This window comes from Pseudarthrobacter chlorophenolicus A6 (assembly GCF_000022025.1).
Taxonomy (GTDB): domain Bacteria; phylum Actinomycetota; class Actinomycetes; order Actinomycetales; family Micrococcaceae; genus Arthrobacter; species Arthrobacter chlorophenolicus.
On sequence record NC_011886.1, the window covers coordinates 1,729,027 to 1,744,082 of the forward strand.

Genomic DNA, 15,056 nt, shown 5'->3' on the forward strand with positions numbered 1-15,056 from the left:
CCGAAGCCGGACGGTCCTGCCGCCCTACTCATCATATGTGGATGCCGCGTCGAATCCTGCTTTAAGGGCGCTCGGCATGGCACTGGCGGTGCAGGCGGGTCTGATCAGGACGGCCCGGCACAAACCGATCAGGACATGACGGGGAAATCTGTGATGACTGACACAAAGATTTGTGTTTGTCCTTGTAGGTCCTAGACACTGTGACCACTCACCGATCCACCCGCAATGATGCAGGAGAAGTATGTTTTCCAAAGTTCTGGTGGCCAACCGCGGCGAAATCGCGATCAGGGCCTTCCGCGCCGGCTACGAGCTGGGCGCAAAGACCGTTGCCGTCTTTCCCCATGAGGACCGAAACTCGATCCACCGGCAGAAAGCGGACGAGGCGTACCTGATTGGCGAGGAAGGGCATCCCGTCCGGGCTTACCTTGACGTCGCCGAAGTGGTGCGGGTGGCCAAGGAGGCCGGCGCTGACGCCATATACCCCGGCTACGGCTTCCTCTCGGAGAACCCGGACCTGGCCCGCGCGGCCAAGGAAGCCGGCATCACGTTCGTGGGCCCGCCGGCCGAAGTCCTGGAACTTGCCGGAAACAAGGTGGCAGCACTGAAGGCGGCCCGCGCGGCCGGCGTGCCGGTGCTGAAGTCCAGTGAGCCGTCCAAGGACCTGGACGAACTGCTTGCCGCCGCCGATGAGATCGGCTTCCCCATTTTTGCGAAGGCGGTGGCCGGCGGTGGCGGCCGTGGCATGCGGCGGGTGGATACCCGTGAAGCCCTCCCCGAGGCCCTGAAGTCGGCCATGCGCGAAGCGGACGCCGCCTTTGGCGACCCCACCATGTTCCTGGAGCAGGCGGTCCTGCGCCCCCGCCACATCGAGGTGCAGATCCTCGCTGACGCGGAGGGCAACGTCATGCACCTCTTCGAGCGGGACTGCTCCATCCAGCGCCGGCACCAGAAGGTCATCGAGATCGCCCCGGCACCGAACCTGGACGACAGCATCCGCCAGGCACTGTACCGCGACGCCGTTAAGTTCGCCCAGGCGCTGAACTACGTCAATGCCGGCACCGTCGAGTTCCTGGTGGACACCGAAGGCGAGCGGGCCGGCCAGCACGTCTTCATTGAAATGAACCCGCGCATCCAGGTGGAGCACACGGTCACCGAGGAAGTGACGGACGTGGACCTGGTGCAGGCCCAGATGCGCATCGCTTCCGGCGAAACCCTTGCTGATTTGGGACTCTCCCAGGAGACCGTCCACCTCAAGGGTGCTGCCCTGCAGAGCCGCATCACCACCGAGGACCCGTCCAACGGCTTCCGGCCCGACGTCGGAAAGATCACCGGTTACCGCTCTGCGGGCGGTGCCGGTGTACGGCTCGACGGCGGAACGGTGTACTCCGGCGCCGAGATCAGCCCGCACTTTGACTCCATGCTGGTCAAGCTCACCTGCCGCGGCCGGGACTACCCCGCCGCCGTGGCCCGCGCCCGCCGCTCGCTTGCGGAGTTCCGCATCCGCGGCGTGTCCACCAACATCCCCTTCCTCCAGGCTGTGCTGGACGACCCCGACTTCATCGCCGGCGACGTCGCCACCAACTTCATTGACCAGCGCCCCGAACTGCTCAAGGCGCGGGTGTCGGCTGACCGCGGCACCAAGCTGCTGACGTGGCTGGCCGACGTCACCGTCAACAAGCCCAACGGCGAACTGACCGTCCACTCGGACCCGGCGGAGAAGCTCCCGTCGGTGAAGGGCCAGCAGTCAGCACCGGGTTCCCGCCAGAAACTGCGTGAGCTCGGGCCGGAAGGCTTCGCCAAGGCGCTGCGCGGGCAGACTGCCGTCGCTGTCACGGACACCACCTTCCGCGACGCCCACCAGTCGCTGCTCGCCACCCGGGTCCGCACCCGCGACCTCGTTGCTGCCGGGCCGGCAGTGAGCGCCTTGATGCCGGAACTGCTGTCCGTCGAAGCCTGGGGCGGGGCAACTTATGACGTCGCCCTCCGCTTCCTGGGCGAAGACCCGTGGGACCGCCTCGTAGCGCTTCGCGAGGCCCTGCCCAACGTCTGTATCCAGATGCTCCTCCGCGGCCGCAACACGGTCGGCTACACCCCGTACCCCGAGGAAGTCACCGAAGCCTTCGTCAACGAGGCCGCAGCCACCGGCATCGACATCTTCCGGATTTTCGACGCCCTGAACGACGTCAACCAGATGGCCCCCGCCATCCGGGCAGTCCGCGCCACCGGAACAGCCGTCGCCGAAGTGGCGCTGTGCTACACGGGCGACCTGCTGGACCCGGCGGAGAAGCTCTACACGCTGGACTACTACCTTGAACTCGCCCAGAAGATCGTCGACGCTGGCGCCCACATCCTGGCGATCAAGGACATGGCCGGCCTGCTGCGGCCTGCTGCAGCTGCCAAGCTGGTGGCCGCGCTCCGCGAACGCTTCGACCTCCCCGTCCACCTGCACACCCACGACACTGCGGGCGGCCAGCTGGCAACCCTGCTCGCTGCCGTGGACGCCGGCGTGGACGCCGTGGACGTGGCATCGGCCTCACTGGCCGGCACCACCAGCCAGGTATCGGCCTCGGCCCTGGTGGCAGCGCTGGCGCACACGCCGCGTGACACCGGCCTCAGCCTGGACGCCGTCAGCTCCCTTGAGCCGTACTGGGAAGCCGTCCGCCGGGTCTACGCACCCTTCGAGTCGGGCCTGCCGGGCCCCACCGGCCGGGTGTACAAGCACGAGATTCCCGGCGGCCAGCTCTCCAACCTCCGCCAGCAGGCCATTGCGCTGGGCCTGGGCGAGCGGTTTGAAGCCATCGAGGACATGTACACGGCGGCCGACCGGATCCTGGGACACCTGGTCAAGGTCACCCCGTCCTCCAAGGTGGTGGGCGACCTCGCCCTGCATCTGGTGGGCCTCAACGCCGATCCTGCGGATTTCAATGAAAACCCGCAGAACTACGACATCCCCGATTCCGTGATCGGATTCCTGTCCGGCGAACTCGGCGACCCTCCCGGAGGGTGGCCGGAGCCCTTCCGCACCAAGGCACTCAAGGGACGCAGCATCAAGGTCCGCGACGTCGAGCTCAGCGCCGAGGACAGCGCCGCGCTGAAGTCCGATTCCAAGACGCGCCAGCACACGCTGAACCGCCTGCTCTTCGACGGTCCCACCAAGGACTACCTGAAGAGCGTGGAGACGTACGGCAACATCTCCGTCCTCGACACCCGCGACTACCTCTACGGTTTCCAGCGGGGGGCTGAGCACGAGATTGAACTCGAACGCGGTGTCCGGCTGATCGCTTCCCTGGAAGCCGTCTCGGAACCCGACGAAAAGGGCATGCGTACCGTCATGTGCACGCTGAACGGCCAGTCCCGCCCGGTCGTGGTGCGGGACCGTTCAGTGGTCAGCAACGTCAAGGCCGCGGAGAAGGCGGACCCGGCACAGCCCGGCCACGTTGCGGCTCCGTTCGCAGGCGCGGTCACCATCACCGTGAAAGCCGGTGACACCGTGAACGCCGGCGATACCGTAGCCACCATCGAGGCGATGAAGATGGAAGCATCCATTACGACGCCGGTGGGCGGCAAGGTGGGCAGGCTCGCCATCTCCGCGGTGGAGCAGGTGCAGGGCGGAGACCTGCTCCTGGTTGTGGAGCAGTAGCCCCTGCCATCAGGCAAGGCAATCAAAAGGTCCTCCCGGCATCAGCCGGGAGGACCTTTTCGTCAAGAGTTCAGCAGCGCCTGCGTCAGGAGCGGGGTGCCGAGTACATCTCCTCGATGACGGTCTCGAAATCCTTCATCACCTGTGCCCGCTTCACCTTCATGGACGGTGTCAGGTGCCCGGACGCCTCCGTGAAGTCCGCCGGGACGATCCGGAAGGACTTGATGGCCTCCGCCTGGGAGACCGAGCCGTTGGCGGCGCTGATCAGGTCCTGCACCGCTGCCTTGACCACAGGGTTGTCCGCGGCCTCCTCCAGCGTGGTGCCTGCCGGGAGCCCGTGCCGCTGGAGCCAGCCCGGCAGGGCTTCCTGGTCCAGGGTGACCAGGGCGCCGATGAACGGGCGGTTGTCACCGACAACCAGGACCTGCGAGACCAGGGCGTCGGCGCGGATCTGGTCCTCCAGCAGTGCGGGGATCACGTTCTTGCCGCCGGCCGTCACGATGATCTCCTTCTTGCGGCCGGTGATCCAGACGAAGCCGTCCTCGTCGAGCCGGCCGATGTCCCCGGTACGGAACCAGCCGTCGTCGAACGTGTCCGCGGTGAGGTCGTCGCGCTTGTAGTAGCCGCGCATCACGCAGACGCCCTTGGTGAGGATTTCGCCGTCCCCGGCAATCTTCACGGCGTTGCCGGGCAGCGGCTTGCCCACGGACCCGATCTTGATCCGGGACGGGGTGTTGACCGAGATGGGGGCAGTGGTTTCGGTGAGGCCGTACCCTTCGAGTACCTGCATTCCGATGCCCTGGAAGAAGTGGCCCAGGCGTTCGCCGAGCGGGCCGCCGCCGGACACGGCGTGGGCCACGTGGCCGCCCATCGCAGCGCGCAGCTTGCCGTACACCAGCTTGTCGAAGAGCGCATGGCGGAGCTTGAGGCCCAGCCCGACGCGGCCTTCCTGGCGTGCCTTTGAGTACGCGATGGCGGTATCGGCGGCCCGGTGGAAGATGGCACCCTTGCCGCCGTCCTCCGCTTTGGTCATGGCCGAGTTGTAGACCTTCTCGAACACCCGTGGCACGGCCAGGATGAAGGTGGGCTCGTAGCTCTGCAGGTCCGCGAGCAGGTTCTTGATGTCCGGCGTGTGCGCCACCGTGGTCCCGGCAGCCATGGCCAGGACGGAGATGAACCGGGCGAAGACGTGGGCCAGCGGAAGGAACATGATGGTCTTGGCGTCCTCGTGGACGATTTCGCCGATGATGGCCAGCGCGTTGTCCGAGAGCTCCACGAAGTTCCCGTGCGTGAGTTCGCAGCCCTTGGGCCGCCCGGTGGTGCCGGACGTGTAGATGATGGTGGCTGTATCGGCGAGGCCGGCGGCACTCCGCCGCGACTCGAGTTCGTCATCGCTGACGCCTCGCCCGGCCTCGCGGAGGGCATCCAGGCCGGTGCCTTCCAGCTGCCAGACGTGCTTCAAATCGGTGAGGCCTTCGGCGTTGACGGCCTGCAGGATGATGTTTTCGTGGTGTGCGGACTCGCCGAATGCGGCAACGGCCCCGGAATCCCCAAGGTTCCAGGCCACCTGTGACGGCGAGGAGGTTTCGTAGATCGGGACCGAGATGGCACCCGCAAACCAGATGGCGAAGTCCACCAGGGACCATTCGTAGCGGGTCCGGGACATGATTCCCACGCGGTCGCCGGCGCCTACGCCACTTGCCATCAAACCCTTCGCCAAGGCCCTGACGTCGGCCAGGAATTCGGTGGCGGACACGTTCTGCCAGGAGCCTGATGCGTCAAGGCGGGAAAACAGTGCCGGGTTGCTGGCCTTTGTGGCCTGCCGCAGCAGCAGGTCGGTGATGTTGGTCTCCGGTGGAACAACAACAAGGGGCGGAACACTGAATTGGCGCACTATAGCTCCTTTGATATCCGTCGTCCCGCGCAGGGGGCATGCCACAAGCCTAGTATGCCGCCGCAGGACAGTGCTATCTAAAGTTACTGGCCAGTAACTTAGCCGTCAATGCCGTGGGGACGGAACCGAAGCCCGCGTGGCCCGGCTTCGGCGGACCGGCCACAAGCCTAGACTTGGGGACTATGTACGCACCGCCCTCCGGCGACCAGGCCGGCCACCTCCGTCGATCCGCGCCGTGGAAGCGGCGGTCCGCCCCGTACCGTGCCGCCTCAGGGCAGGGAAAAGGATCCCGGGGGCGGGCGCGCCTTGGCCGCCGGGGCCTGGCGATCGGCATCGACATCGGCGGCACCAAGGTGGCGGCAGGTGTCGTGGACGAGGAAGGCCGGATCCTCAGCGAAGCCCGCCGCAGCACGCCCGGGACTGATCCCAGGGCTGTGGAACGGGTCATCGTGGAACTGGTCGAAGAGCTCGGCAGCGGGCGGCGGATACGTTCCGTGGGCATCGGCGCCGCCGGATGGATGGACCTCGACGGCGGCACTGTCCTTTTCAGCCCCCACCTCGCCTGGCGGAACGAGCCCCTGCGCGCGAACCTCCAGCAGCTCCTGCGGCGTCCGGTGCTGCTGGCCAACGATGCCGACGCCGCCGCGTGGGCCGAGTGGCGGTTCGGCGCCGGGCAAGGCGAAAGCCGCCTGGTATGCATCACCCTCGGCACCGGAATCGGTGGAGCCATGGTGATGGACGGCAGGGTGGAACGGGGCCGCTTCGGCGTAGCCGGCGAGTTCGGCCACCAGGTCATCATGCCCGGAGGCCACCGCTGCGAATGCGGCAACCGCGGCTGCTGGGAGCAGTATGCCTCCGGTAACGCCCTCGGCCGCGAAGCGAGGATCCTTGCCAGCAGCAACTCGCCCATGGCCCAGGACCTCCTGGCTGCCGTCGGTGGTCGCGCTGAGACCATTACCGGTGCCGTTGTCACCGAGCTGGCCCTCGCCGGAGATACAGCATCGCGCGAACTGATCGAAGAGGTGGGGGAGTGGCTCGGCCTGGGGCTCGCCAACCTGGCGGCCGCCCTCGACCCGGGGCTCTTCGTCATCGGCGGAGGACTGTGTTCAGCAGGCGATCTCCTCGTGGAGCCCGCCAGGAAGGCGTTCGCCAGGAACCTGACCGGCCGTGGCTTCCGGCCGGCCGCCGGTATCGAGTTGGCCCACCTTGGACCCAACGCCGGCCTGATCGGTGCCGCCGACCTCTCCCGCGTCAGCAGCCGGGTCCGCAGCTGACTGCTCAGACCCGGGCGCCGTCGTCGTCCTCGTCCTTCTCCTGCGGAAGCTTCATGATGAGGTACACCGTGCCGGCAACGAAGGCAGCGACGATGCCCCATATGGCCAGCACGGGCGCTGACCGCCAGAACATCGCGGAAAGCAGCAGCGCAACAGGCCCGCCCACCGCGGCCAGCCAGGCCAGCATGGTCAGGGGGTCCGTCCCGGAAAGGCTGGGGGGCTCCTCCGGAACGAAGTCGCCTCCCTCATCCTCAACGCCATAGTCGCGCGGACCGGCCGGCGGCGCCTCCGGCGTTGTGTCATCGCCGGGCCCTCCGCTTTGGCGCTCCCTGCGCTCGGCAGCCGAATGTTCCACAGGTGCGGCACCGGACAGATTGAGGGGATCAAAGTCGCGGAAGGAGGCCGGCTGGGCCGGCCCGGGAACAGAATCCGGCACATTGCGTTCCGGCGGCGGGGTGTCCGCCTCCAGCCGTGCCACCAGGTCGAGCCAGACGGCGTCGTCCTGGTTGGCCCCCTGGTCCGCGGATCCTGAATCAGGCCTGTTCATTTCCGGCCTCCCCGGACCCGGGTACGGGAGCCGCCACGCCAGGCGCCAACGCAGCAAGCGTGGCCCGGATGAAGTGCACCGAACCCTGGAATATCTGTTCGGCGTCGTTGTCCATGGTGGCCACGTGGTAGCTGTTCTCCAGCCGGACCAGCTCCAGGGGCGCATGGGTCAGGCCGCGGCGCAGCGCCGAGATACTGGTATCCGACACCACGTGGTCCACGGTGGACCTGTAGACCTGCACCGGTGCCGTGATGCGGGGAAGCAGTCGGGCCGTGTCCTTGAACATCTTGTTCAGTTCGTGTGCTGCGGCGACGGGAGTGCGTGGATAAGCACCTTCGTCGATGCCCGCCTTCAGGATGTCGTTGGCGATGGCGGGGGTGCTTTTCATGACCAGTTTCAGGATGCCCGCCAGCGGAGCGCGCGGGTCGTCAATGACCAGCCCGGGGTTCACCAGGACCACGCCGGCTACTGGCCGCGTGGCGGCGACACGCAACGCAAGGGCGCCGCCCATGCTGAGTCCGGCAGCGAAAACGTGCTCGCATTCGGCGTCGAGTTCCAGGAACGCTTCATCAAGGGCACCGTGCCACTGTTGCCACCGTGTGCGGGACAGTTCCTGCCAGCTTGTGCCATGGCCGGGCAGGAGCGGCATCCGCACCGCGAAGCCGGCGCCGGCAAGCGCCTGCGCCCAGCCGCGCAGGCTGTGCGGGCTGCCCGTGAAACCATGCGACAGCACTACGCCGGCGCGTGGCCCGGTGCCGCTGGTGGCACTGCTGAAGGGACTGTGGTCCGGGCCGGCAGTCATGGGGTCTCCGAAGGGCTGGATTGGCGGGCATGGTCACGGAAGAACTCACTGGACCGGGCGAAGATCTCCGGCGCGTCAACGTCCAGCGTAGCCACGTGGCCGCTGCCCGCAAGTTCAACCACCTCCGTCACCCTGTCGCGCAGCCGTGCCCGCAGCAGTTCCAGGGAGGTGGGCGGTACCACCTCATCTGTCACGGATTTGAAGACCTGTACGGGTGCCGTGACCGCAGGCAGTTCCCGGAGCGTTGCGTTGAACAGCTTCTTCAGTTCGTGCACGGCCGCCAGGGGTGTCCGCGAGTAATCTCCGTCTTCCGTTGCCGGCGCTGTTGAATGCTCTTCCGGAATGGGAATGGTGGTCCGCTGGAAGTATTTCAGCAGCCCGATGACCCGTACGCGCCGGTCATAGAAACTCAGGCCGGGGTTGACGATGCTCACGCCTGCAGTCTTGTGCCTGGCGGCGGTCAGCAGGGCCACTGCACCGCCCATGGACAGGCCCGCCACGAAACTGGTGGATGTCCTGGCGGAGAGATCGAGGTAGGCCGCCTCGAAACTGCCGAACCAGTCGTTCCACGCCGTTTGCGCAAGCTGCCGCCAGTCCGTTCCGTGGCCAGGCAACAGGGGGACTGTTACCGCGTAGCCCTGGGCGGCGAGATGCTCCGCCCAAGGCAGCACGCTGAGCGGGCTGCCCGTGAAGCCGTGGCAAATGGCGATGCCGATGTCCGCATTGGGGCCATGGCCGGGATAACTGAACGCTGCGGGGCGGGACGGTGTGCTGCTTTCAGTCATGCCTACATCGTGTCACTGTTCCGGATAAATCTCACTAGAGTAGGGTTGCATCTGAACTGCTGAAACAGGCCCGGAGCGGCGCCTGGGGCCGACCTTCCGAGAGGTTCACCGCGTGTTTTATTGGGTCATGAAGAGGATCTTCCTCGGTCCTGTTCTGAAGCTTCTTTTCCGCCCCTGGGTCAAGGGCCTGGACAATATTCCGGCCGAGGGCGCCGCGATCATCGCCTCGAACCACCTGTCGTTTTCCGACTCCATCTTCATGCCGCTGATGGTCCGCCGGCCGGTGGTATTCCTGGCCAAGTCCGAATACTTCACCGGCACCGGAATCAAGGGCCGCCTGACAGCGCTCTTCTTCCGGCTCACCAACCAGTTGCCCATGGACAGGTCCGGCGGCGCAGCCTCTGCGGCTTCCCTCAGCGCCGGCATGGACGTACTGACCCACGGCGGGTTGCTGGGGATTTACCCGGAAGGCACGCGGAGTCCCGATTCCAAGCTGTACCGGGGCAAGGTGGGGGTCGCCAGGCTGGCCCTCCAGGCCGGGGTCCCCGTCATTCCCGTAGCGATGATCGGCACGGACAAGGTGCAACCCATCGGAAAGCGGCTCCCTAACATCCGGCGGATCGGCATGATCTTCGGTGAACCGCTCGACTTCAGCAGCTGCCGGGAGCAGGCCGAGGACCGCGGCACCCAGCGGACAGTGGCGGACCGCATCATGCTGGAACTGCAGCGGCTTTCCGGGCAGGAATACGTGGACGAATACGCTGCCGTGGTGAAGCTGCGCCTCGCCGGAAAGCCCGCCGAGCCTGCCGCCCCGGCGGAGCCGCTGGCGTCCCCGCCGGCCGGTGGAGATGACTCCGGCGGGGAGCCGGCGGCACGGTGACCGCCTGCCCGGCGGACGGGTGTGCCCGCGCCGTCGATCCGTTGTGACGCAGGGGCCGGGAACCGTGACGGCACGGTGTCCAGCCGACCTGCGCGGACGCTAGTCTTAGATGGTGACTCAGCTATCTGCAAACCCCGCCTTTCCGCTGTCCGGCAACTCCCAAAGCGGCGCCGCCACCTATCCCGGACTTGACGACTGGCGGGAGCTGCCCATCTCGCAGCAGCCCAGCTGGCAGGACAGGGAGGTGTTCGATGCCTCCGTGAAGGAGCTCTCGGTGCTTCCCCCGTTGGTGTTCGCTGGCGAAGTGGACGTGCTCCGGGAGCGCCTGGCCGCAGCAGCGCAGGGCAAGGCATTCCTCCTGCAGGGCGGCGACTGCGCGGAAACCTTCGAGGCAGCCACGGCAGACAAGATCAGCGCGCGGGTGAAGACCATCCTCCAGATGGCGGTGGTGCTGACCTACGGTGCGGCCATGCCCGTGATCAAGATGGGCCGGATGGCAGGGCAGTTCGCCAAGCCCCGTTCCTCCAACGACGAAACCCGGGACGGCGTGACCCTTCCGGCCTACCGGGGCGACATCGTCAACGGATACGAATTCACCCCCGAGTCCCGTGGCCACGACGCGTCCCGGATGCTGCGGGCCTACCACACCTCCGCGTCCACCCTGAACCTCATCCGGGCGTTCACGCAGGGCGGTTTCGCCGACCTCCGGTCCGTCCACCAGTGGAACAAGGGTTTCACCGAGAACCCCGCGCACGCCCGCTACGAATCGCTGGCGCGCGACATCGACCGCGCCATCAAGTTCATGGACTCCTGCGGCGCGGACTTCGAGGCCCTCAAGCGGGTGGAGTTCTTCGCCAGCCACGAAGCGCTGCTGCTCGATTACGAACGCGCACTGACCCGGATCGACTCGCGGACGGGCTTCCCCTACGACACGTCGGCCCACTTCCTGTGGATCGGGGAGCGGACCCGCGAACTCGACCACGCCCACGTCGATTTCCTGTCGCGGGTGCGCAACCCCATCGGCGTGAAGCTCGGCCCGTCCACCACCGGCGACGACGCCCTGCGGCTGATCGACAAGCTGGACCCGGAACGCGAACCGGGCCGCCTGACCTTCATCACCCGCATGGGGGCCGGCAACATCCGTGAAAAGCTGCCCGCTGTCGTCGAAAAGGTCACGGCGTCCGGCGCGCAGGTCCTGTGGGTCACCGACCCCATGCACGGCAACACGGTCACCTCACCGAACGGGTACAAGACCCGCAACTTCGACGACGTCATCGACGAAGTGCGCGGCTTCTTCGAGGTGCACCACGCCCTGGGTACCGTGCCGGGCGGCCTGCACGCCGAGATGACCGGCGACGACGTTGCGGAGTGCCTGGGCGGCGCGGACCCGATCGACCAGGACGCGTTCCTGGACCGTTACGAGTCCGTCTGCGATCCCCGCCTGAACCACATGCAGTCGCTCGAAATGGCCTTCCTGGTGGCCGGGGCACTCGCCAAGAACTGACGACAGCGTCCGAAAAGGGCGCCAGGAGGCGCGGGCCGGGTCATCCGGGCCGCGCCTCCTGTACGTCCGAGGCCCTCTACACCACGGTCAGGGTGATGACGGACCCTTCGGGAACTTCAGTGTCCACCGGATCCTGGTCCCTGACGGTGCCGAAGAATCCGCCAAGGACCTTGTTGAGCCGGACGTCGAATCCGAGCTTCCGCAGTGCTTGTTCGGCCTCCCCGGCCTGCTTGCCGATAAAGCTTGGGACTTCCACCATCCGGGGACCCTTCGAAATGGTCAGGGTGACCGTTCCGCCGCGGGTCAGCGTCCCGTTGGCAGGACTTTGGCTGACCACGGCGCCTTCGGGGACCTTCCTGTCGAAGACCTCGTCCTTGGCGACCTCCGCCTTCAGGCCTGCTGCCTCGATGGCGTCAACTGCCTGGTTTTCCGTTTTTCCCACCACTGAGGGAACGGCAATGGGTTCGGGGCCCTTGGAGACCACCATTGCCACCGCGGTGCCCCGCCGGGCAGGAGTGCCGGCCGCAGGATCCTGCGAGAGCACCGTCCCCGCCGATGCCTCCTCGTCAAACTGTTCGGTTACTTTGCCCAGCGCCATTCCGGCAGCGTTGAGGGCGCTTTTGGCCTCGTCGAGGGAGCCGGCCGTCAGTTGCGGCAGAGGGTAAAGCTGGGGGCCCTTCGATACCAGCAGTGAAACCGGCTGGAACTTGCGGATCTCCGCCCCTGCCTGCGGGTCGCTGCCCACTACCCGGCCGCTGGGAACGGCATCATCGAAGACGTCGCTGGTGGTCGAACGGAATCCTGCATCGCTCAGCAGTTGCTGGGCCTCCGCTACGGTCCTGTTGGCCACCGCCGGTATGGCTGCCGCCGCGCCCGGACCCATCCCGAAGAACCAGCCCGCTCCGGTGGCAAGCAGCGCAGCAATTACGAGGACGATGATCCAGAGAATGCCCCTCCGCCGCGGGTTGCCTTCGCGCAGGCTTCGGGCCGGTGTGGCGGCAGCCCGTGCGCGGGCCTTCTCCTCGTCTTTGTCTGCCTTGCGCTGGGCCCGCTTGCTCAGTGCGGGGGGAGCCGGGGCCCAGGCGGGACTGTCGTCCTCGCCGGGTGGGGTGAGGGTGTGGCCGGTGCGGGGTGCCGGCGTCGGGTTGCGGGCGGCCGTGGCATTGCCTGCCGGCTGGTAGGGAGGCGGCGCCGGACGGCCGGCGGGCATGACGGATGTTTGATTACTGATGTGCGGGATGAACTCGGTATGGCTGGGCCCGGCTGATTGATCCGCCGTGCCGGGCAGTCCCGCCGTGCCGGGAAGGCCGCGATGGGGGGCTCCCAGTGCTGCCGGCGGCTGCAGGTCGAGTTCTGAATCTGTCAGGTTGGTGCGAATGTGGCGTAGTTCCTGCAGCAGTGCGCTGCCATCAACCGGGCGGTTCTCGGGATCGTTCGCAGTGCACCACTGCACCAGTTCATCCACTTCAGCTGCAAGGCCCGGAACGAGCGCGGACGGGGGACCCACCGTGCTGTTGACGTGCTGGTAGGCCACCTGGATGGGTACGTCCCCGCCAAAGGGCTGCTTGCCGGTCAGCATTTCGTAAAGCATGATGCCAACGGAGTAGACGTCACTGCGCGCATCGGCTGGCCGGCCCAGTACCAACTCGGGGGAGAGGTAGGCAACGGTTCCAATCAGCGCTCCGCTGCTGGTTGACGTCGTCACGGCCCGGGCAAGGCCAAAGTCGCCCACCTTGATCCGGCCGTCGTCGGCAATCAGGACGTTCTCGGGTTTGACGTCCCGGTGGATGAAACCGGCGGCGTGCGCCGCCGCCAGGCCTTCCACCACCGGATCTATCAGGGCCAGCGCCAGTCGGGGCGGCAGTGCGCCTTTGTCAGTAATGACGTCCCGCAGGGTGTGTCCCTTGATGTACTCCATGACCAGGTACGTCGTGTGGCCGTCGTTGCCCTGGTCGAGGACACCCACCACGTGGGGATGGGACAGCTTGGCAGCGGCCTTGGCTTCCCGGCCCAGCCTGCCCACGAAACTTTCGTCGGCGGAGAAGTGGGGATGCAGTACTTTCAGGGCCACATCGCGTTCCAGCCGCTGGTCCTCGGCAAGGTACACAGTGGACATGCCGCCCCGCGCCAGCTTGGATTTGATGGCGTAGCGGTTATCCACCAGCGTTCCTACAAGGGGGTCAGACACGTTTTCCTGCACCCTCCGATCCTAGTTGCAAAGGAACGGGTCCGGACCGTCAACCGGCCCGAACCCGTTCCATCAGCGGCTGCCGGCGCCGTCAATCCGGGCCGGCCAAGGCTCTAGCCGAAGTTCTTCTGGTGTGCCTTGATGGCCGCCACGTAGGCCTTGGTGTCGTCGTACATCCCGTACTTGCTGACCGAATACTGGCCCTGGTAGTAGCCTGCGATGGCCGTGTCCCGGTCCTTGCTGGTAGCAAGGAGCTGACGGATGATGGCGACACCTGCCGTGGCGTTGTCATACGGATCAAGCAGGTTCAGTTTGCGGCCCACCAGGTCCGAGGCCCACTGGCCGGAGCTGGGAATGACCTGCATGGTCCCGATGGCGTTGGCGGGGGAGACCGCGCGCTGGTTGAATCCGGACTCCTGGTAGGCGAACGCCAAAGCCAGTGACGGCTCAACACCCATGCGGCGGGCGGTGTCCGCCACGATGTTCTGCATCTCGGCCCGGGAGGGGACCGGGGAAGCATTCAGCAGGGCTTTGTTCTCGTTGGCGGAGCTCACCACCGCCGGCGGATAGGTGAACCCCAGGAAGGAACTCGGTACCAGTGGGGCGGCGGGCGCTGCCGGCTGCGAAGCAGCAGGCTGCGAGCCCGAGCCGGGGACCTTCAGTTTGTTGCCCGGGTAAATGATGGAGCCGAGGTTCAGCCCGTTCGCGGAAAGGAGCTCGGGCAGCTTCACCCCATGGCGCGATGCGATGGCGGACAGGGTGTCGCCCGCCTTGACGGTGTAGGAGCCGGAAGCCGGAGCCTGCGGGGCTGACGTGTTGGCCAGTGACGCCGCCGGTGCCGCCGCGGGGGCCGCAGGTGCCTGTGACCCTGCGCCCACCTTGATCTTCTGGCCGGGATAAATGATGGACCTCATGTTGAGGTTGTTCCAGCTGAAGACGTCCCCAAGGCTGACATTGTGCCGGGCAGCGATGGCGCCCAACGTGTCACCGGACTTGACGGTGTAAGTGGCGCCGCCGGCAGAAGCCGGGGCAGCGGCAGGCGCGGCGGGGGCCGGTGCTGCCGCGGCAGGGCTTCCGGACAGCTTGATCTTCTGCCCCGGGTAAATGATGGTGTTCGCCTGCAGATTGTTCAGCCTGAGCACTTCCCCGGTGTTCAGGTTGAATTTTCCGGCGATGGCGCTGATCGTGTCTCCACGGGCCACCGTATATTCGGCCGGCGCCGAATTCTGTGCGGGTTTAAACGCTGCCGGAATCGTGGTGGAAACGGATGATGCCGGAATGATCGCGGCAGCAGCCTGGGCGGCTGCGTGCGCGTTCATGGCCGCGGTCAGGGTCGCGGGGAGTGATTTGGCCGGTTGTTGGGCAGTGGCCGGCTGTGCGAGGGCCAGGGACGACAGGACGACCGCCGGCAGTGCCGCCGTCGTCGCAGCAATCATCGGCAAGCTCGGCCTGGGGGGTTGCTTCGGCGAGCGGGACATCGTCATGTAAGGAATCCTCTTCTCAACTGCGGGGAGCGGACGGGGGTGCCGCGTTAATGCTTGA

The 15,056-nt window shown here is 66.6% G+C and carries 10 protein-coding genes; 4 read left to right on the forward strand and 6 right to left on the reverse strand.

Features of this window, described 5'->3' with window-relative positions:
* The first annotated feature begins 241 nt into the window (after window positions 1–241).
* Window positions 242–3,640, forward strand: a complete 3,399-nt coding sequence (locus ACHL_RS07805) for a pyruvate carboxylase (RefSeq protein ID WP_015936756.1) — start codon at window positions 242–244, stop codon at window positions 3,638–3,640.
* An 85-nt stretch (window positions 3,641–3,725) separates the two neighbouring features.
* Here the strand turns inward: ACHL_RS07805 and ACHL_RS07810 are convergent, their stop codons facing one another.
* Window positions 3,726–5,534, reverse strand: a complete 1,809-nt coding sequence (locus ACHL_RS07810) for an AMP-dependent synthetase/ligase (RefSeq protein WP_015936757.1) — start codon at window positions 5,532–5,534, stop codon at window positions 3,726–3,728.
* A gap of 182 nt (window positions 5,535–5,716) precedes the next feature.
* Between ACHL_RS07810 and ACHL_RS07815 the strand changes: the two genes are divergently transcribed.
* A complete protein-coding gene (locus tag ACHL_RS07815; RefSeq protein ID WP_015936758.1) occupies window positions 5,717–6,808 on the forward strand; it encodes an ROK family glucokinase in 1,092 nt (363 codons plus the stop codon).
* A 4-nt stretch (window positions 6,809–6,812) separates the two neighbouring features.
* Here the strand turns inward: ACHL_RS07815 and ACHL_RS07820 are convergent, their stop codons facing one another.
* The 3 genes from ACHL_RS07820 to ACHL_RS07830 are packed head-to-tail and all read right to left on the reverse strand — an operon-like array spanning window position 6,813 to window position 8,942.
* Window positions 6,813–7,355 carry a hypothetical protein gene (locus ACHL_RS07820; protein WP_015936759.1) on the reverse strand — a complete coding sequence of 181 codons (543 nt, stop codon included), beginning with the start codon at window positions 7,353–7,355 and terminating at the stop codon, window positions 6,813–6,815.
* The gene (locus ACHL_RS07825; RefSeq protein WP_015936760.1) at window positions 7,342–8,157 is read right to left on the reverse strand and encodes an alpha/beta hydrolase; all 816 of its coding nucleotides are present in this window, start codon (window positions 8,155–8,157) and stop codon (window positions 7,342–7,344) included. Before ACHL_RS07825 ends, ACHL_RS07820 begins: the two co-directional genes overlap by 14 nt.
* Complete coding sequence (locus ACHL_RS07830; protein ID WP_015936761.1) at window positions 8,154–8,942, reverse strand: alpha/beta hydrolase; 789 nt, start codon at window positions 8,940–8,942, stop codon at window positions 8,154–8,156. The genes ACHL_RS07825 and ACHL_RS07830 overlap by 4 nt, the downstream gene beginning before the upstream one ends.
* Window positions 8,943–9,054: 112 nt before the next feature.
* Between ACHL_RS07830 and ACHL_RS07835 the strand changes: the two genes are divergently transcribed.
* On the forward strand, window positions 9,055–9,822 hold the full coding sequence (locus ACHL_RS07835) for a lysophospholipid acyltransferase family protein (RefSeq protein WP_015936762.1): 768 nt from the start codon (window positions 9,055–9,057) through the stop codon (window positions 9,820–9,822).
* A gap of 109 nt (window positions 9,823–9,931) precedes the next feature.
* On the forward strand, window positions 9,932–11,326 hold the full coding sequence (locus ACHL_RS07840; protein WP_015936763.1) for a class II 3-deoxy-7-phosphoheptulonate synthase: 1,395 nt from the start codon (window positions 9,932–9,934) through the stop codon (window positions 11,324–11,326).
* Between the two features lie 76 nt (window positions 11,327–11,402).
* Here ACHL_RS07840 and ACHL_RS07845 read toward each other — a convergent pair whose 3' ends face one another.
* Both ACHL_RS07845 and ACHL_RS07850 read right to left on the reverse strand, forming a co-directional pair.
* Window positions 11,403–13,526 (reverse strand): Stk1 family PASTA domain-containing Ser/Thr kinase, encoded by a 2,124-nt coding sequence (locus ACHL_RS07845; RefSeq protein WP_015936764.1) that lies wholly within the window; start codon window positions 13,524–13,526, stop codon window positions 11,403–11,405.
* A gap of 101 nt (window positions 13,527–13,627) precedes the next feature.
* Window positions 13,628–14,998: a lytic transglycosylase domain-containing protein gene (locus ACHL_RS07850; RefSeq protein WP_043793880.1), complete on the reverse strand. Its 1,371-nt coding sequence runs from the start codon at window positions 14,996–14,998 to the stop codon at window positions 13,628–13,630.
* Between the last annotated feature and the right edge of the window lie 58 nt (window positions 14,999–15,056).